At 72.9% G+C, this 19,016-nt stretch carries 6 protein-coding genes; 4 read left to right on the plus strand and 2 right to left on the minus strand.

Annotated elements, in window-relative coordinates:
- Window positions 1-60: 60 nt before the first annotated feature.
- Entirely contained in the window at window positions 61-11,085 is an 11,025-nt protein-coding gene (locus CGL27_RS51115) for a type I polyketide synthase (protein WP_205587798.1), read from the minus strand.
- A gap of 483 nt (window positions 11,086-11,568) precedes the next feature.
- On the opposite strand from CGL27_RS51115, the gene rsgA reads away from it, so the two are divergent.
- Window positions 11,569-12,678, plus strand: coding sequence for a ribosome small subunit-dependent GTPase A (rsgA, locus tag CGL27_RS35580; protein ID WP_119991873.1), 1,110 nt, complete (start codon window positions 11,569-11,571; stop codon window positions 12,676-12,678).
- 171 nt (window positions 12,679-12,849) lie between these two features.
- Here the strand turns inward: rsgA and CGL27_RS35585 are convergent, their stop codons facing one another.
- Window positions 12,850-13,248: a PPOX class F420-dependent oxidoreductase gene (locus CGL27_RS35585; protein ID WP_119991874.1), complete on the minus strand. Its 399-nt coding sequence runs from the start codon at window positions 13,246-13,248 to the stop codon at window positions 12,850-12,852.
- Between the two features lie 163 nt (window positions 13,249-13,411).
- On the opposite strand from CGL27_RS35585, the gene CGL27_RS35590 reads away from it, so the two are divergent.
- The 3 genes from CGL27_RS35590 (at window position 13,412) to CGL27_RS35600 (ending at window position 18,955) form a co-directional block, all read left to right on the plus strand.
- Window positions 13,412-14,863 carry an NAD(P)/FAD-dependent oxidoreductase gene (locus CGL27_RS35590; protein WP_119991875.1) on the plus strand — a complete coding sequence of 484 codons (1,452 nt, stop codon included), beginning with the start codon at window positions 13,412-13,414 and terminating at the stop codon, window positions 14,861-14,863.
- Window positions 14,864-15,182: 319 nt separating this feature from the next.
- Window positions 15,183-17,123 carry a protein phosphatase 2C domain-containing protein gene (locus CGL27_RS35595; protein WP_119994711.1) on the plus strand — a complete coding sequence of 647 codons (1,941 nt, stop codon included), beginning with the start codon at window positions 15,183-15,185 and terminating at the stop codon, window positions 17,121-17,123.
- A gap of 89 nt (window positions 17,124-17,212) precedes the next feature.
- The gene (locus CGL27_RS35600) at window positions 17,213-18,955 is read left to right on the plus strand and encodes a pyruvate dehydrogenase (RefSeq protein ID WP_119991876.1); all 1,743 of its coding nucleotides are present in this window, start codon (window positions 17,213-17,215) and stop codon (window positions 18,953-18,955) included.
- Window positions 18,956-19,016 lie beyond the last annotated feature (61 nt).

Below are 19,016 nucleotides of genomic sequence, written 5' to 3' on the forward strand. Positions count from 1 at the left end.
GGCGGTGAGAGGTGGTTAGGCGGGACAGACCGGCTGGTGAGCGGGCGGGGCGGAACGGGGTCAGGAGATCCCGAATTCCTTCTCGATGTAGTCGAAGAGCTCGTCGTTGGTGGCCGCTTCGAGGTCCTCGGACGCCACCGGTTCCTCGACGGCGTTCACGGTGTCCACGGAGTCCACGGCGGACCGGAGCAGCCGGCGCAGTCGGTCGGCGATCTCGGAACGGGCGGGGGCGTCGCTCGGCAGTGTCCCCAACAGCCGTTCCAAACGGTCGAGTTCGGCCGTGCCATCGCTCGTGGCCGCTTCGACGGCGCCATCCGGGCCGCTGGTATCGGGCGCGGTGCCGGGGAAGAGCTGTGTGCTCAGATAGCCGACGAGTTCGGCCACCGTCGGGAAGTCGAAGATCATGGTGGCGGGCAGCCGGAGCCCCGTGACGCTCCCGAGCCGGTTGCGCAGCTCCACCGCGGTAACCGAGTCCAGACCGAGCTCCAGGAACGGCCGCCTGGTGCCCACGGCCTCGGCCGAGTCATGGCCGAGGACGGCGGCCACCTGGCCGCGTACGGCATCGAGGAGCCGCCGTTCGCGTTCCTCGGGCTTCGCGTCGGCGAGCCGGTCGCGCAGGGAGGCCACCGTATCGCCGCCCGGAGCCCCGGCCCCCGCACCGTCGACCGGGCCGAGCGCCCGCCGGGCCTCGGGGATCTCATCGAGCAGATGGCTGGGGCGGGCGGCGGTGTAGGCGTGGGCGAAGCGGTCCCAGTCGACATCGGCGATCACCAGGGCCGTCTCGCCGTCCGCCAGCGCCGCCTCCAGCGCACGGATCGCCGACTCCGGCGGCAGCAGCGGTACGCCATGGCGCAGCCGCAGCTCGGTCACCGCGTCCCGTTCGGCCATACCGCCCCGCCCCCACGAACCCCAGGCCACGGAGGTGGCCACCAGCCCCCGCGAGCGGCGGTGGCGGGCCAGGGCGTCCACATAGGCGTTGCCGGGCGCGTAGTTGCCCTGGCCCACCATGCCCACGGTGCCCGCCAGGGAGGAGAACAGCACGAACGCGGACAGCTCCAGGTCCCGGGTCAGCTCATGCAGCCGCCACGCCGCATCGGCCTTGACCCGCAGCACGCGGTTCACCTGCTCGGGGGTGAGGGCGGAGATGGCGGCGTCGTCCAGGACGGCCGCCGTGTGGAAGACCGAGGCCAGCGGGTACGCGGCCGGAATCGAAGCCACGAGCGCGCGGAGCGCGTCGGCGTCCCCGACGTCGCAGGCCGCCACCGTCGCCTTGGCCCCCGAGGCGGTCAGCTCCGCCACCAGCTCGGCCGCTCCCGGCGCGGTGTCGCCCCGGCGGCTGACGAGCAGCAGATGCTCGGCGCCACGGGCCGCGAGCCGACGGGCCACCTGGCTGCCGAGGGCTCCGGTGCCACCGGTGATCAGGACCGTGCCAGGGCCGGGGGCCCAGCCGTCGTCGAGCACATCGCCGAGGCGTGGCGCCCTGACGATACGGCGTCCGAGGATCCCGGCGGCGCGGACCGCCACCTGGTCCTCGTGGGCACCGGCGGCCAGTACGGCGCACAGCCGGGCCGTCGTCCGTTCGTCCAGCTCCTGGGGCAGATCCACCAACCCGCCCCAGCGAGTGGCGAGTTCCTGCGCCGCCACCCGGCCCAGACCCCACACCAGCGCCTGCGCCGGGCCGGTCAGCGGATCGTGGCCGCCGACGGACACCGCGCCCTGGGTGACACACCACAGCGGCGCGAACAGACCCGCCGCCTCCAGGCCCTGGATCAGCCGCAGGGTGCGGTGCAGCCCGGCGGCCTCGTCACGGGCGAGCAGCGAGAGCACACCGACGACGGGCGCCGTGGTGTGCGGGGCGAGCGCGGCGAGGGTGTCGGCCCAGCGGCGCGGATCGTCGGGCGCCACGACCACCGTCTCCACCATGGCCCCGTGCCGGTTCAGGGCCGTGGCGACCGCCTCATGCAGCGCCCCGCCCTTCTGCTCCGGCGCGAGGACCACGAGCCACGTGCCGGACAGCGCGGGCGCGGTGGTCTCGGGTAGCGGCCTCCAGTCCTCGCGATACCGCCACGCATCCATCGTGGATGCCGCGCTCTGCCGTCGATGCCACGCCGACAGCGCGGGCAGCAGGGTCGTCAACTCCGCCTGTGACTCCTCCAACCGCAGGGTCCGCGCCAGCCCCTCCAGGTCCTCGCGCTCCACGACCGCCCAGAAACCCGCGTGCGCATCCGGGCCCGCCGTATCGCGGTGCCGGTGCGGGGCCGCGGTGTCCAGCCAGTAGTGGTGGCGTTGGAAGGGGTAGGTGGGGAGGTTGGTTGGGGTGGGGGTGTGGGGGGTGAGGAGGGTTGGCCAGTTGGGTGTGAGGCCGTGGGTCCAGAGGGTGGCGAGGGTGGTGAGGAGTTGCTGGAGGCCACCGTGGTTGCGGCGGAGGGTGCCGGTGGCGTGGGTGCCGGTTTCTTGGATGGCGGTGGTGAGGACGGGGTGGGGGCTGGTTTCGAGGTAGAGGGTGTGTCCGTCGGCCTGGAGGGTGTGCAGGGTCTGATGGAAGCGGACGGGTTGGCGGAGGTTGCGGTACCAGTACTCGGCGTCGAGGGTTGCGCCGTCGATGGGGGTGGCGGTGACGGTGGAGTACATGGGGATGTCGCCGGTGCGCGGGGTGATGGGTGCGGCGAGCTGGAGGAGTTGGTCGCGGATGCGTTCGACGTGAGGGGTGTGGGAGGCGTAGTCGACGGCGATCGCTCGGGCCCGGATCCCGGTGGCTTCCGCTTGTGCCATGACGTCGGTGAGTGCGGTGGGGGTTCCGGCGATGACGGTGGCGGTGGGTCCGTTGACGGTGGCGATCCATACGTCGTCGTGGCCGGTCAGTAGCTCGTGTGCCTGGTCGGCGGGGGTGGTGAGGGAGACCATGCCGCCGTGTCCGGCGAGTTCCTCCGCGATGAGGCGGCTGCGGAGGGCGATGAGTCGGGCGCCGTCTTCGAGGGTGAGGGCACCGGCTACGCATGCGGCGGCGATCTCGCCCTGTGAGTGGCCGATGACGGCGGAGGGCTCGATGCCGAGCGAACGCCACACCTGCGCCAAGGACACCATGACGGCCCAGAGGGCGGGCTGGACCACGTCCACCCGTTCCAGCGCGGTGTCGTCGGAGGCCTCGCGCAGGACGTCGAGGAGGTTCCAGTCGATGTGCGGGGCGAGGGCCTGGGCGCATTGGTCGATGGACTCGGCGAACACCGGTGTGGTGGTGAGGAGTTCGGCGGCCATGCCGACCCACTGCGATCCCTGCCCCGGAAAGACGAAGACCGCGCCGGAGGGCGGTTCTGCCGGGGCCACTCCGCTGACCACATGGGCGGCGGGTTCGCCGGTGGCGATGGCGTCCAGGCCGGCCAGGAACGTGTCCCGGTCGGCGGCCACGACCACCGCCCGATGTTCCAGCGCGGCGCGGTGTTGTGCGAGGGTCCAGCCGATGTCGGCGGGATGCCGGTCGCTGGTGGCGGCGAAGGCGCGCAATTGCGCTGCCTGTGCTCGTAGCGCGGGCTCGGAGCGTGCGGAGATGACCCACGGCAGCGCGCCCTCGGTGGGCGTGGATTCGGTCGTGGTCTCTGCGCGTGGTGCCGCTTCGAGGATGACGTGTGCGTTGGTGCCGCTGACTCCGAACGAGGACACTGCCGCGCGGCGTGCCCGTTCGGCCTCGGGCCAGCGCGTGTTCGTGGTCACCAGCGTCACCGCGCCGGAGGCCCAGTCCACTTGCGGGGTCGGCTCGTCCACATGCAGGGTGCGTGGAACGACACCGTGGCGCAGGGCCAGCACCATCTTGATGATGCCCGCGACCCCGGCCGCCGCGCCGGTGTGGCCGACATGGGCCTTCATCGAGCCCAGCAGCGCGGGCCGGTCGGCGGATCGGTCCTGGCCGTAGGTGGCGAGCAGGGCCTGGGCCTCGATGGGGTCGCCCAGGGCCGTGCCCGTTCCGTGTGCCTCGATCACATCCACGTCGGAGGGCGTCAGGCGTGCGTTCGCCAACGCCTGCCGGACAACCGCCTGTTGGGCGGGACCGTTGGGCGCGGTGAGGCCGTTGGAGGCACCGTCCTGGTTGACCGCCGAGCCACGGACGACGGCCAGCACCTGGTGGCCGTTGCGGCGGGCCTCCGACAGCCGTTCGACCAGCAGTACGCCCGCGCCTTCCGCCCACGCGGTGCCGTCCGCCGCCGCCGCGAACGGCTTGCAGCGGCCGTCGGGGGCGAGCCCGCGCTGATGGCTGAACTCGGAGAACACACCCGGTGTGGAGATCACCGAGACGCCGCCCACGAGCGCCATCCCGCAGTCGCCGTTGCGCAGCGCCTGTACGGCCAGATGCAGCGCCACCAGCGAGGACGAACACGCCGTGTCCACCGTGACGGCCGGGCCGGTCAGCCCGAGGCTGTAGGCGACCCGGCCGGATGCCACGCTTCCCGCGGCCCCGGTGAAGAGATAGCCCTCGGCGCCCTTGGTGTCGGCGCCCTCACCGCCATAGCCGTGCGGTACGAGGCCGATGAACACCCCGGTGCGACTGCCGCGCAGCGACAGCGGGTCGATGCCCGCGTGTTCCAGGGCTTCCCAGGACGTCTCCAGCAGCAGCCGCTGCTGGGGGTCCATCGCCGTCGCCTCGCGCGGTGAGATGCCGAAGAAGTCGGCGTCGAAGTCGGCGGCGTCCGGGAGGAATCCGCCCTGGTGGACATAGCTGCTGCCGGGGCGTTCGGGGTCGGGGTGGTACAGCGCGTCGAGATCCCAGCCGCGATCCGCCGGGAAGGGGGAGAGCGTGTCCTGGTCGGACATCAGCAGCCGCCACAGGTCCTCGGGCGACCGTACGCCCGCGGGGAAACGGCAGCTCGTCGCCACGATCGCGATCGGCTCGTCCATGGCGGCGGCCCCCGGCACAACGGCCCCCGGCACAACGGCGCCCGTCGCGTACGGGTCCGCTCCGGCGGTGTCCCGGCCCGTGATCCGGTCCAGCAGATGTTCGGCCAGCGCCAGGGGCGTCGGATGGTCGAAGACGACGGATGGCGCGAGCGCCGCACCCGTCGCCGTGGCCAGCCGGTTCCGTAGCTCCACGGCGGTCAGCGAGTCGAAGCCGAGGTCCCGGAAGACCTTCCGCGTCTCCACCTCGCCCACCGACGACAGACCCAGCACGGCGGCCGCGTGGCGGCACACCTCGTCGAGCGCCACCCGCAACCGCGACGCGCCCTCGGCCGCGTCGGTCACCCGGCGTGCGAAGCCGTCGAGCGCCTCGGGTCCTTCGGCCGCCTCGGGCCCCTCGGTCGCCGCGGCGGACGGCAGATCGACCCGCACGGCGGAGGCGGGGCCGATGGGCGTGAGCCAGTAGCGCTCGCGCTGGAAGGCGTAGGTGGGCAGATCGACTAGTGCGGTGGCGCCGGATGCGAACACCGCCGTCCAGTCGGGGTCCACACCATGGGCCCACAGGGTGGCGAGCGCGCCGAGGAGTTGCCGGACGCCACCGTGGTCACGGCGCAGGGTGCCGGTGGCGAGGACGGGCCGGTCGGCGGCGTGGCCGGTCTCCTCGACGGCGGTGGTCAGGACCGGATGCGCGCTGGACTCCAGGAAGCGGGTGTGGCCGTCTCCCAGCAGGGCTTGGAGGGTGTGGTGGAGACGGACGGGTTGGCGGAGGTTGCGGTACCAGTACTCGGCGTCGAGGGTTGTGCCGTTGACGGGGGTGGCGGTGACGGTGGAGTACATGGGGATGTCGCCGGTGCGGGGGGTGATGGGCGCGGCGAGCTGGAGGAGCTGTTCCCGGATGCGTTCGACGTGGGGCGTGTGGGAGGCGTAGTCGACGGCGACCGCTCGGGCCCGGATCGCGGTGGCCTCGGCTTGTGCCATGACGTCGGAGAGCCCGGTGGGGCTTCCGGCGACGACGGTGGCGGTGGGTCCGTTGACGGCGGCGATCCATACGTCATCGCGGCCGGTCAGCAGCTCATGCGCCTGGTCGGTGGAGGTGGCGAGGGAGACCATGCCGCCGAGTCCGGCCAGTTCCCGCGCGATGAGGCGGCTGCGCAGTGCCACGAGCCGTGCGCCGTCCTCCAGGGAAAGCACACCGGCCACGCACGCGGCCGCGATCTCGCCCTGAGAGTGGCCTACAACGGCGGAGGGCTCGACGCCGAGCGAACGCCACACCTGGGCGAGGGACACCATCACGGCCCAGAGGGCGGGCTGGACCACATCCACCCGTTCCAGCGCCGCGTCATCCCCGGTCTCCCGCAGCACATCGAGCAGATCCCAGCCGATATGCGGGGCCAGGGCCTGAGCACAGCGGTCGATGGATTCGGCGAACACCGGTGAGACAACCAGCAGTTCGGCGGCCATACCGACCCACTGCGACCCCTGCCCCGGAAAGACGAACACCGGACCAGCAGCGCCCTCCGACGCACCCTGGACCGCGCCGCCGATCACCTGGCCCGCGGGCTCACGGGAGGCGATCGCGTCCAGCCCGGCCAGGAAGTCGTCCCGGTCCCCGGCCACCACCACCGCACGGTGTTCCAGGGCGGCCCGTTGTGTCGCCAGCGCCCACCCGACGTCCGACGGCGAGGCGTCGGAGGCGGTGGCGGTGAATTCCCGTAGCCGGGCCGCTTGCGCCCGCAACGCGGCGGGCGTCCGGCCCGACACCACCCATGGCAGCACCCCCTCCGTCCGCACGGACACGGCCGAGGTGGCGGGACGGGCAGCGGGGGAGGGGACGGCGGCCGGTGGAGGCTCTTCCAGGACCACATGGGCGTTGGTCCCGCTGATGCCGAACGACGAGACCCCGGCCCGCCGCGCCCGTCCGGCTTCCGGCCACGGACGCCCCTCGGTCACCAGCTCCACACCGCCGGAGGCCCAGTCGACATGCGGGGTCGGCTCGTCCACATGCAGCGTGGCGGGGACGACCCCGTGCCGCATCGCCATGACCGACTTGATGACGCCCGCGACCCCGGCCGCCGCCTGCGTATGGCCGATGTTGGACTTCACCGAGCCCAGCAGTACGGGCCGATCGTCGGGCCGGTTCCGGCCGTACGTGGCGAGCAGCGCCTGTGCCTCGATCGGATCGCCGAGTGCCGTGCCCGTGCCGTGTGCCTCGATCAGATCCACATCGGACGGCGTGAGATGCGCGTCGGCCAGCGCCTGCCGGACCACCTGCTCCTGCGAGAGGCCGTTGGGCGCGGTGAGGCCGTTGGAGGCGCCGTCCTGGTTGACCGCCGTGCCACGGATCACCCCGAGCACCCGACGGCCGTTGCGGCGGGCGTCGGACAGCCGCTCCACCAGCAGCATGCCGACGCCCTCCGCCATTCCGGTGCCATCGGCCCCGGCCGCGAACGCCCTGCACCGGCCGTCGCGGGACAGCCCGCCCTGGCGGCTGAACTCGGTGAAGATTCCCGGGGTGTTGAGGACCGTCACCCCGCCGGCCAGGGCCAGTGAGGATTCGCCCCGCCGCAGCGATTGCACCGCGAGATGCAGGGCCACCAGCGAGGACGAGCAGGCGGTGTCCAGGGTGATGGCGGGCCCGGTGAGCCCGAGCAGATAGGCGATCCGGCCCGAGGCGACACTGGCGGTCTTGCCGGTGAGGAGATAGCCGTCCACCGCCTCCGGCGCCTCGTGCAGCCGTGGCCCGTACTCCTGGTCCATGGTGCCGACGAACACACCGGTACGGCTGGCGCGCAGCGCGCCCGGGGCGATGCCCGCGCGTTCCAGCAGCTCCCAGGAGGTCTCCAACAGCAGCCGTTGCTGAGGGTCCATCGCCAGGGCTTCGCGCGGGGAGATGCCGAAGAAGCGGGCGTCGAAGTCCGTGGCCCCGTCGATGAATCCACCGCTGCGGGCGAAGCTGCTGCCGGCGCCCTCGGCGGCGTGCAGCCGTTCGAGGTCCCAGCCCCGGTCGTCCGGGAACGGCGAGATGGCGTCCCGTCCGTCCGCCACCAGCCGCCACAGGTCCTCCGGGGACCGCACACCGCCGGGGAGGCGGCAGCTCATCGCGATGATGGCGATCGGCTCGTCCCTGCCGGTGGCCGCGGCGGGTGCGGGGGGTGCCCCGGAGGGCGCGGGCCCGGCGGCGGACGTGGACGTGGTGGCGGCGAGGTGTTCCGCGAGCCTGGCCGGGGTCGGGTGGCTGAAGAGCGCGGCGGGGGAGAGGCGGGTGCCCAGTGCGGTGTTGATGCGGTTGCACAGATCGCTGAGCGAGATCGAGTCGAAGCCGAGGTCCTTGAAGGTCCGCCCGGTGTCGAGCTCGGCCGCCGTCGTATGTCCGAGGACGGCGGCGGCCTGGGCCCGCACCTGATGGGCCACATCGAGGCCCTGGGCGAGGTCCGGGGCAAGGCCCGGGGCGCGGTCCGTGGCCGCCGGGGAGGCCACGGTGTCGAACCAGTGGCGCCGCCGCTGGAAGGCCCGGCCGGGCAGCTCGGCCCGGCGGGCGCCGGTCCCGGCGAACACCGTCGCCCAGTCGGGGGCGGCCCCGTACACCCAGAGCTGGGCCAGCGAGAGGAGCAGTCGCCGGGTGTCGCCCTCGCCCCGGCGCAGAGTGCCGACGGCGAGGCCGCCCGTTTCCTGGACGGCGGTGGCGAGCACCGGGTGCGAACTGCTCTCCAGGAAGAAGGAGTTGCCGTCGGCGATCAGGCGCTGGACGGTGCCGTGGAAGCGGACCTGTTCGCGGAGGTTGCGGTACCAGTACGCGGCGTCCAGCGCCTCGCCCGCGATGGGGGCGGCGGTGACGGTCGAGTACATCGGCACGTCCCCGGCGCGCGGGGCGATCGGCGCCGCGAGCCGCAGGAACTCCTCGCGGATCGCCTCGACATGCGGGGTGTGCGAGGCATACGCCGTGGCCACCGCGCGGTGGCGCAGCCCGGCGGCCTCCGCCCTGGCCATGACCTCGGCCAGCCCCTCCAGGCTGCCCCCGACCACCGTCGCGCCGGGACCGTTGACCGCGGCGATCCATACGTCGTCCCGGCCCGCGAACAGCTCGGCCGCCCGCTCCGCCGACGCGCCGATGGACGCGAGACCGCCCCGGCCGATCAGCGCCCCGGCGAGTCGGCTGCGCACGGCGATCAGCCGGGCGCCGTCCTCCAGGGACAGCGCTCCGGCCGCGCAGGCCGCCGCGATCTCGCCCTGTGAGTGGCCCACCACCACCGACGGGACGACGCCGAGCGAACGCCACACCCGCGTCAGCGAGACCATCACTGCCCAGAGCGCGGGCTGCAGCACTTCCGCCCGCTCCAGCGCGGCGCCGTCCTCGGTCTCCCGCAGAACGTCGAGGAGGTCCCAGTCGGTGTGCGGGGCCAGGGCCCGGGCGCACCGGTCGATGGATGCGGCGAACACGGGCGAGACGTCGAGCAGTTCGGCGGCCATGCCCACCCACTGCGATCCCTGACCCGGAAAGACGAACACCGGACCCGCGGTCGACTCGCTCGCGGCCACCCCATTGACCACATGGGCGGAGGGCTCACCGGAGGCCAGCGCGTCCAGCCCGGCCAGGAACCCGTCGCGGTCCCCGGCCACCACCACGGCACGGTGTTCCAGTGCCGTTCGGTGCTCCGCGAGCGACCAAGCGATGTCGGCGGGGGAGACCTCACCGTCCGCCGTGAACTCCCGTAGCCGCGCCGCCTGCGCCCGCACTCCGGCGGCCGACCGACCCGAGACCACCCACGGCAGCACCCCACCGGCCAGGGCATAGGGGACACGGCTGCGGGCGCCCCCGGCACCGCCCCGCACGCCCGGGACACCGCCCCGCACGCCCGCGCCACCCTCCGCGAGCCGCGCCGCCGGGGCCCGCTCCACGATCACATGGGCGTTGGTCCCGCCGACGCCGAAGGATGACACCCCGGCGATCAGCGGCGCATCCGGGCGCGGCCACGCCGACAGCTCGGTCTGCACCCGCAGATTCCACTCCTCCAGCGGAATCGCGGGGTTGGGGGTGTGGAAGTTGAGGCTGGGCGGGAGGTGCGCCGCCTTGAGGCAGAGCAGGACCTTGATCAGGCCGGTGATGCCCGCGGCCCCTTCCAGATGGCCCACGTTCGTCTTGGCGGACCCCACCAGCAGCGGGCGGTCCTTCGTGCGCGCGGTGCCGACCACCTCGGCCAGCGCCGCCGCCTCGATGGGGTCGCCGACGGCCGTGCCGGTGCCGTGCAGTTCGACGTACTGCACCTCGTCGGGGCCGACCCCGGCCGCGGCGTACGCCCGGCGCAGCACCTCCTCCTGGGCGGTCCGGCTGGGGGTGGTGAGACTGTCCCCGCCGCCGTCGTTGTTGACCGCGCCGCCGCGCAGCACCCCATGGATCCGGTCGCCGTCGGCGAGCGCGCGGGCGAGGGGTTTGAGCAGCACCAGACCGCCGCCCTCGCCTCGGACGAAGCCGTTGGCCCGGGCGTCGAAGGTGAAACACCGGCCGTCCGGGGAGAGCCCACCGAAGCGGGCGGCGCTGAGCGCGCCGTCGTACGCGAGATTGAGGTGGACACCGCCCGCGAGAGCGGTGTCGCATTCGCCGTTGCGCAGGCTCTGGCAGGCCGTGTGCACCGCGACCAGCGAGGACGACTGACCCGAGTCCACCACCATGCTGGGGCCGCGGGTCCGCAGCAGATAGGAGAGCCGGTTGGCGATCATGCCGCGCTGGAGGCCGGTCAGGGTGTGATGGGTGACCGCGGAATCGCCGTGCCGCCGCAGCAACGTGGCGTAGTCGTCGTTGATGGCGCCGACGAACACCCCTGTCCGCCCTTGCGCGATCCGGGCCGGGGTGAGGCCCGCGTCTTCCAGGGTTTCCCAGCCGAGTTCGAGCATCAGCCGCTGCTGGGGGTCCATGACGGCGGCCTCGCGCGGCGATATACCGAAGAAGTCGGCGTCGAAGTGGTCCACCCGGTCCAGGAAGGCGCCGAATTCCATCCCCGCTTCGGCTTCGGGCCCGGACCCGCCGCCGGATTGATGTGGCGCCCATCGATCTTCCGGTACGGAAGTCACCGTGTCCGCGCCGTCGTTGAGCAGCCGCCAGAATTCCTCGGGCGTCCGGGCTCCCGGTAAACGACAAGAGAAACCGATGACCGCTACCGAATCATGGAAATGGTGATGCCATGGCGAATCGGCGACTGTGGACAACTAGGTACACTCCCCCGTGACCTGGTGACCTGACGTATTTATCGCACCGTGCAATCCGGCCTTGATCGGTGACGTGATGACTCGATGGAACGGCGGAACGCGAATAACCGATTGACATGACGGCTGGATGGTGGTCATGGCACGACAAAGATCAACTGTCGTGAAGGTACCTCAGCGTCCGAGAGACGCGCAAGCATGTTCGGGAACCCTGTGCGGGAGCCATGTTCCGCTGCTGATAGGGCCGTTGGTGGCGACCGTTCGCTTTCAACGAAAGAAAATGGATGGCGCCCTCGCGCGGGGATGGGCTACGGTTTCCCCGTTCAGTGTTGGCCCGTGTTGCTACGCGTTGAGGAAAGCAGGAGGTGAGGACATTGATGACGGTCACGGTGGCGAGCGCCGCTCGCGTTCAGGAGTTCCTCGTTTCCACCCCTGCGGCCTCCGGCTGACACCTCTTCGGAGGCCGCTCTTCGAAGGGTTTCCTCCGTGTTCAACACTTCCCCTGACTCCGCGTCTTCGCACGCTCTCACCGCCTATGGCTGGGACGACGGCTGGGCGGACGCGTTCGCCCCGTACGCCGCGCAGGACCTGATGCCCGGGCGGGTGCTCCGCGTGGACCGTGGCCTGTGCGATCTCGTCACGCCCCTGGGCACCGTACGGGCGGACACCGAGCTGGTGACGCCGCGCGATCCGATGCGGATCGTGTGCACCGGCGACTGGGCCGCCGTGGACGCCGAGGGCGATCCGCGCTACGTCCGGACGCTGCTGCCGCGCCGTACCGCCCTCGTACGGTCCACCTCGTCGAAGCGCTCGGACGGCCAGGTGCTGGCGGCCAACGCCGACTACGCCGTCATCGCCGTCTCCCTCGCCGCCGAACTCGACCTGGGCCGGGTGGAGCGGTTCACCGCGCTGGCCTGGGAGAGCGGCGCCCAGCCGCTGCTCGTCCTCACCAAGGCCGACCTGGTGCCCGATCCGGACACCCTGGGCCATCTGGTGTCCGACACCGAGACGGCGGCGCCCGGTGTGCGGGTGCTGCCGGTCAGCTCCGCCACGGGGGAGGGGCTGGAGGAGCTCGGCGCCCTGCTCGCCCCCGGCACCTCGGTGCTGCTCGGCCAGTCCGGCGCGGGCAAGTCCACGCTGGCGAACGCGCTGGTGGGCGCGGCCGTCCAGGACGTACACGCCATCCGTGACAGCGATGGCAAGGGGCGGCACACCACGACCACCCGCGATCTGCTGCCCCTGCCCTCGGGCGGGGTGCTGATCGACACCCCGGGGCTGCGCGGGGTGGGGATGTGGGACGCCGAAGGCGGTGTCGCACAGGCGTTCGCCGAGATCGAGGAGCTCGCCGAGCGGTGCCGCTTCCCCGACTGCGCACACGAGGTCGAGCCGGGGTGCGCGGTGCTCGCCGCGATCGACGACGGCTCGCTGCCGGAGCGGCGGCTGGAGAGCTACCGCAAGCTGCTGCGGGAGAACGAGCGGCTCGCGGCCCGTACGGACGCGCGGCTGCGAGCCGAGATGCGGCGGGACTGGAAGCAGCGGCAGGCGCTCGGCCGCCACATGATGGAGCGCAAGCGCGGACCGATGCGCAAGCCGTAGCGGTACGCCCTGGGGGCGCCCCCCCGGGGGGCTGGGGGCAGGTGCCGTCGGGTTACGTCGGTGGGGTGACGCCGGTCGGGTACCCCGTCTGGTCGGCCTGGGCGTCCGGGCGTCGGCTCATCGGCGTGCGGAGGCATCGGCGCCGGTCGGCTCACGGCCCGGATCGTTGCGTCAGCTCACGGTCCGGCTCGTGGCCCCGGGCACGTCCTCCAGCCCCCAGCTGTACACCCAGCGCGGATGGATCCGGATGACCTCGTCGCTCGCCTGGGCGCCGAGGTCATGCGGCCCCACACGCCGCTCCGCCTCCCCGCGGATCTCCACCCCGCACACCATCCACGGCTGCTCGCTCACCAGGCTGTCGACGACCAGCGCCACCTTCGGATTCGTCCCGGTGTTACGCCACTTCTTCGTCCTGCCCATGGCGAAGCCGCCGATGTCGACCGTGCCGTCCTCGTTGAGGAAGAACGCCACCGGGTTCGCCTGCGGCTGGCCGTCCGCGTCCACGGTGGCCAACCGGCCGATCCGCTGCGATCTGAGATATCCGGCCTCGGGTTCCGCGAAAACAGTCATGCGATCACTGTCGCGCGTCCGCGACCGGCGCGCATGAGCTGAGGGACCGGCACCACCTGCGCCAAGAGCGCTCGACCGAAACGCCGATTCGGGTGGCTGTGCGCGGTAACTCGGCGCCACGATGGCCCTGAGACGGTGATACGGAACGAGAGAGCGAGTTGCGATGAACCAGGCCAGGGACGAGTACGACGTCATCGTGCTGGGCGCGGGCCCGGTCGGCGAGAATGTGGCCGACCGGACCCGCGCGGCCGGGCTCTCCACGGCGATCGTGGAGCGTGAACTGGTCGGCGGTGAGTGCTCGTACTGGGCCTGCGTCCCCAGTAAGGCGCTGCTGCGCCCGGTGCTCGCGCGGGCCGAGGCACGCCAGGTGCCGGGGCTGCGGCAGGCGGTCGGCGGAGCGCTGTCCGCGGCCGATGTCTTCGCGTACCGCGACAAGCAGGTCGGCAACTGGAAGGACGACGGTGCGCTCCCCTGGCTGGAGTCGGCCGGAATCGACTTGGTGCGCGGCCACGGGCGGCTGGTCGGGCCGCAGCGGGTCGCGGTGACGCCGCCGGACGGATCCGGCGGCGACGAGCGGATCCTCACCGCCCGGCACGCCGTGGCCGTCTGCACCGGAACCCGGGCCTCGCTGCCCGGCCTGCCCGGGATCGCCGACGTCCGCCCCTGGACCAGCCGGGAGGCCACCAGCTCCTCCTCGGTGCCGGAGCGGCTGATCATCGTGGGCGGCGGTGTGGTGGCCTGCGAGATGGCCACGGCCTGGAACGGCCTCGGCTCGCGCGTCACCGTGCTGGTGCGCGGCTCCGGGCTGCTGGAGCGGATCGAGCCGTTCGCGGGCGAGCTGGTGGCCGAGACGCTGAGGGAGGCCGGGGTCGAGATCCGCACCGGTACGTCGGTGAAGGACCTCGCCCGGCCGGGTGGGACGGACGGACCGGTCACGGTGACCCTGGAGAGCGGGGAACGGCTCGAGGCGGACGAGGTGCTGTTCGCCACCGGGCGCACCCCGCACACCGATGACCTGGGCCTGGAGACGGTGGGCCTCGAACCGGGCGGCTGGCTGACGGTCGACGAGACCTGCCGGGTGCGGGACGTGCCGGACGGCTGGCTGTACGGGGTGGGCGACGTCAACCACCAGGCGCTCCTCACCCACCAGGGCAAATACCAGGCGCGGATCGCGGGCGCGGCGATCGGGGCACGCGCGCGGGGCGTCACGCGGCTGGACACGGACCGCTGGGGCGAGTACGCGACCACCGCGGACAAGGCGGCCGTACCGCAGGTCGTCTTCACCGACCCGGAGGTCGCCGCGGTCGGGCTGACCGCCGAGCAGGCCGAGGCCGAGGGCCGCAGCATCCGCGTCGTCGACGTCGACATGGGGAGGGTCGAGGGCGCGGTGCTGTACGCGGACGGCTACCGCGGCCAGGCCCGTATGGTCGTCGACCTGGACCGGGGTCATCCGATCGGCATCACCTTCGTCGGGCCCGGGGTCAGCGAACTGCTCCACTCGGCGACGATCGCCATTGCGGGCGAGGTGCCCATCGAGCGGCTGTGGCATGCGGTGCCGTCGTTCCCCACGATCAGCGAGGTCTGGCTGCGGCTCCTGGAGGCGTACCGGGGCTGAGCTGAGGGCTGAGGGCGGGGGCGTGGGCCGCTTTGGGCCCACTGGGGCCCAGGGCACGTGGGCCCAGGGCACGTGGGCCCCGGGCCACATGGGCCCGGGTCACATGGGGTCTCCTTGGGCCTGGGGCGCGAGGGGCCGCATCGCGTTCGGGGTGCGTGGGATCGCCTTGGGCCCGGCCCCTGGCCCCTTCCTGGTCTGTTTTTTGGCTCCGCCCGATGTCCCCGAGGGCACATCCCGCGGGCTTGAGCGGGTCTTGGGCGGGCCTCGTGCCGGTCATCGCGTGGTGTTCCCGTGGAGCCTCCCTGTGGACAATGTGGGGATGAGCCAGCAGGGCGACCGACGCCGTCATGAGGACGACTGGTGGGGCGAGTTGTACGACCCACGGCGTGCCGACGCGGGGCCCGCTGCGGCCTCGGACTCCGTGGACGACCGGTTCGATTCGGCCTCCCGCACGCTCGCCGGCGCCGAGGACGCCGACAACCAGAGACCGGCCGCGGGCGCCCCCTGGGGCCCGCGGACGGGGGAACCGGGCGACGCCGCCCCGGGCTCCGACGCCGACACGGGAGGTGGCCCGCAGGGGTGGCGATCTCCCGCCGACGAGGAGCCCGGTGCCGCATCGCCTTTCCGGGAAGGGGCGGGGCCTGGCGCCGCGCGCGGGGGCGATGCGGGCTCCGGAGCGGCCCCGCCCTCTCGGGGCGGCGGAAGGTCCGGCGATGCAACGCAGGGCGGCAACGCGGGTTCCGGTGCCGTACCGGGACGTACGGGCTCGGGTGCCGCTTGGGGCGGCGGGGGCTCGGGTGCGGCTTGGGGCGGCGCGGGTTCGGGGTCCGCGCAGGGCGACGAGGGCCCCGGCGCCGCATTGCCCTCCCAGGGTGGTGCGGGCTCCGGTGCAGCAGAGAGCCGCGCGGGAGCCGGTGCCCCACAGGGTGACGCGGGTTCAGGGGGCGCACCGGGACGCACCGGTTCAGGGGACGGACCCGGACGCGCGGGCCCGGGAAAGGTACCCGACCGCGCGGGGCCAGGGAGCGCACCCGGACGCTCCGGCCCCGGAGGCGCACCCGACCGCACCGGTTCAGGGGACGCACCCGGACGCTCCGGTCCGGGGAGTGCACCCGGGCGTGCGGGGGCTTCCGTCCCGCCGCCGCCATCGCCGCCATCGCCGCCATCGCCGCCTCCACGTGGCGCCCGGGCGTCCGTTCCGCCCCGGCCCGACCTCCACCCCGACCCCTCCCGGCCCTGGCGGTCCGCGGCGGCCTCGTACGTCGGCGACGAGCCGCCCACGTACGAGGCCGAGCCGACCACGCTTCCCGTCGTCGACCCCGAGGAGCTCCGGGACCTGGTCCCCGACACCGTGCTGGAGGGCGCCCGCTACGGCACGCTGACGCTCCGGGCGACCTCACTGCGCGGCGACTCGGCCCGTTACCGGGGCGAGCCGCGGCGGGACGCGCTGCTCGCGGTGCGGTTCGGGATCGGGGACAGCGCCCTCGTCCTGGTGGCCATGGCGAGCGGGCAGCCCGCGGCGCCGGGGGCGCACCGGGTGGCACGGGAGCTGTGCGAGTGGATCGCCGCGGCGGTCGGCCGCAATCAGGCCCGGCTGACGGAGGACATCCACACCGCCAACCGCGGCGCCCTCAGCTCCGGGCTGCACCGGCTCACCGGCCGTGCCTACGGACGGCTGCGCGCCGGCGCGACCGTACGCGGCCTCGCTCCCGCCGACCACACCGCGTCGGTGCGCTGTCTGCTGCTTCCGGCGCATCCGGCCTGCCGTACCCGGGTGTTCTTCGGCGTCGGCGACGGCGGGCTGTTCCGGCTGCGGGACGGCGTCTGGCAGGACCTGGAACCGGCCGGGGGCGAGCGGGACACCGTGGGCGGCCCCGTCCTCGGCTACGGCAGCGGTCGCCCCACCGCCCAGCAACCGCCTGAACAGCCCCAACCGCCCCTCCCGCCCCAACCGCCTTATACGCAGGCCGATCCCTCATCCGCCGGGCCTGCCGCACCCTCCGCGCCCGCCCCCAACCCCGATCCCGCCCACGAACCCTTCCGTTTCCGCGCCTCCGTCGCCCGACCGGGCGACACCCTTCTGGTGTGCAGCGCGGGCCTCGCCGAACCCCTGCGCGGCGAGGCAGCCCTCGCCGACCGCTTGGCCGAACGCTGGGACACCGCGGAGGCGCCGGGCCTCGCCGCGTTCCTCGCCGACGCCCAGACGGGGGTGAAGGGATACGCCGACGACCGTACGGCGGCCGCCGTCTGGGAGGCGTAAGCGCGCCGTCCATGGGTTGATGGACGAAAGGTGACCGGACGAGCGTCACCGGTCCGACCGACCCGGGACGAAAGGGATGAGGGCGCGCGATGGCCAAGCAGACCGTGGCGGAGCAATACGTGGACATCCTGGTGCGCGCCGGCGTGCGGCGGATGTACGGGGTCGTCGGCGACAGCCTCAACCCCGTGGTGGACGCGATCCGCCGCAACGCCGCGATCGAGTGGATCCAGGTGCGGCACGAGGAGACCGCCGCCTTCGCCGCCGGTGCCGAGGCGCAGCTCACCGGGTCCCTCGCCGCCTGCGCGGGCTCCTGCGGCCCCGGGCATGTCCATCTGCTCAACGGGCTCTACGACGCCCACCGCTCCATGGCCCCGGTCATCGCCCTCGCCTCGCACATCCCCAGCAGCGAGATCGGCACCAGCTACTTCCAGGAGACCCACCCCGAGCGGCTGTTCCAGGAGTGCAGTCACTACTGCGAGATGATCTCCAACCCTCAGCAGATGCCGCGCGTGCTGCAGACCGCCGTCCAGCACGCGATCGGCCGCAGCGGGGTCAGCGTGGTCGCCCTCCCCGGCGACATCGCCGCCCGCCCGGCGCCCGAGCGCGCCGAGGAGCACGCCCTGGTGACCTCCCGGCCCACCGTGCGCCCGGGCGACGCGGAGATCGACCGGCTGGCCCGTATGGTCAACGAGGCGGAGCGGGTGACGCTGTTCTGCGGCCGGGGCTGCGCCGGGGCGCATGACGAGGTGATGGCCTTCGCCGAGCTGGTGAAGGCACCGGTGGGGCACGCCCTGCGCGGCAAGGAGTGGATCCAGTACGACAACCCGTACGACGTCGGCATGAGCGGTCTGCTCGGCTACGGCGCGGCGTACGAGGCCACCCACGAATGCGATCTGCTGATCCTGCTGGGCACCGACTTCCCGTACGGCGCCTTCCTGCCCGACGATGTGCGGACCGTGCAGGTGGACGTCCGAGCCGAACATCTGGGCCGCCGCTCCAAGCTGGACCTGGCCGTCTGGGGCGATGTCCGCGAGACGCTGAGCTGTCTGACGCCGAAGGTGCGCCCGAAGACCGACCGCCGCTTCCTCGACCGCATGCTGAAGAAGCACGCCGACGCGCTGGAGGGCGTGGTCAAGGCGTACACCCGCAGGGTGGACAAGCACATCCCGATCCACCCGGAGTACGTGGCCTCGATGCTGGACGAGGAGGCGGCCGACGACGCGATCTTCACCGTGGACACCGGGATGTGCAATGTGTGGGCCGCGCGCTATCTGTCCCCCAACGGCCGCCGCCGGGTGATCGGCTCCTTCACCCATGGCTCGATGGCCAACGCGCTGCCGCAGGCGATCGGCGCCCAGTTCCTGGACCGCCGCCGCCAGGTGGTCTCGATGTCCGGCGACGGCGGATTCACCATGCTGATGGGCGACTTCCTCACCCTCGTCCAGTACGACCTGCCGGTGAAGGTGATCCTCTTCAACAACTCCGCGCTGGGCATGGTCGAGTTGGAGATGCTGGTCTCGGGCCTGCCCGCGCACGGCACCGGCTACCGCAACCCCGACTTCGCCCAGATCGCCCGCGCCGCCGGGGCGTACGGCGAGCGGGTGGAGAAGCCCAAACACCTGCGGTCCGCGCTGCGCGCCGCACTGCGCCACAAGGGGCCCGCGCTCCTGGACATCGTCACGGACCCCAACGCGCTGTCCATCCCGCCCAAGATCAAGGCGGAGATGGTGACCGGCTTCGCGCTCTCGGCCAGCAAGATGGTGCTGGAAGGGGGCGTCGGCAGGATGGTCCAGATGGCCCGCTCGAACCTCCGCAACATGCCGCGCCCGTGATCAGCCTCCAGGGCGCAAACTCCAGGCCGTGGGCCGGGCGGGCGGTCAGCCGCTCACTGAC

The organism is Streptomyces sp. 11-1-2, from assembly GCF_003595545.1.
GTDB classification, from domain to species: Bacteria; Actinomycetota; Actinomycetes; order Streptomycetales; family Streptomycetaceae; genus Streptomyces; species Streptomyces hygroscopicus_B.

Bases quoted from the DNA above. Each gene is read 5' to 3' on its own strand.
- CGL27_RS35600 (WP_119991876.1), top strand. From the start codon at position 17,213: ATGGCCAAGCAGACCGTGGCGGAGCAATACGTGGACATCCTGGTGCGC.
- CGL27_RS35590 (WP_119991875.1), top strand. From the start codon at position 13,412: ATGAACCAGGCCAGGGACGAGTACGACGTCATCGTGCTGGGCGCGGGC.
- CGL27_RS35595 (WP_119994711.1), top strand. From the start codon at position 15,183: ATGAGCCAGCAGGGCGACCGACGCCGTCATGAGGACGACTGGTGGGGC.
- CGL27_RS35585 (WP_119991874.1), bottom strand. From the start codon at position 13,248: ATGACTGTTTTCGCGGAACCCGAGGCCGGATATCTCAGATCGCAGCGG.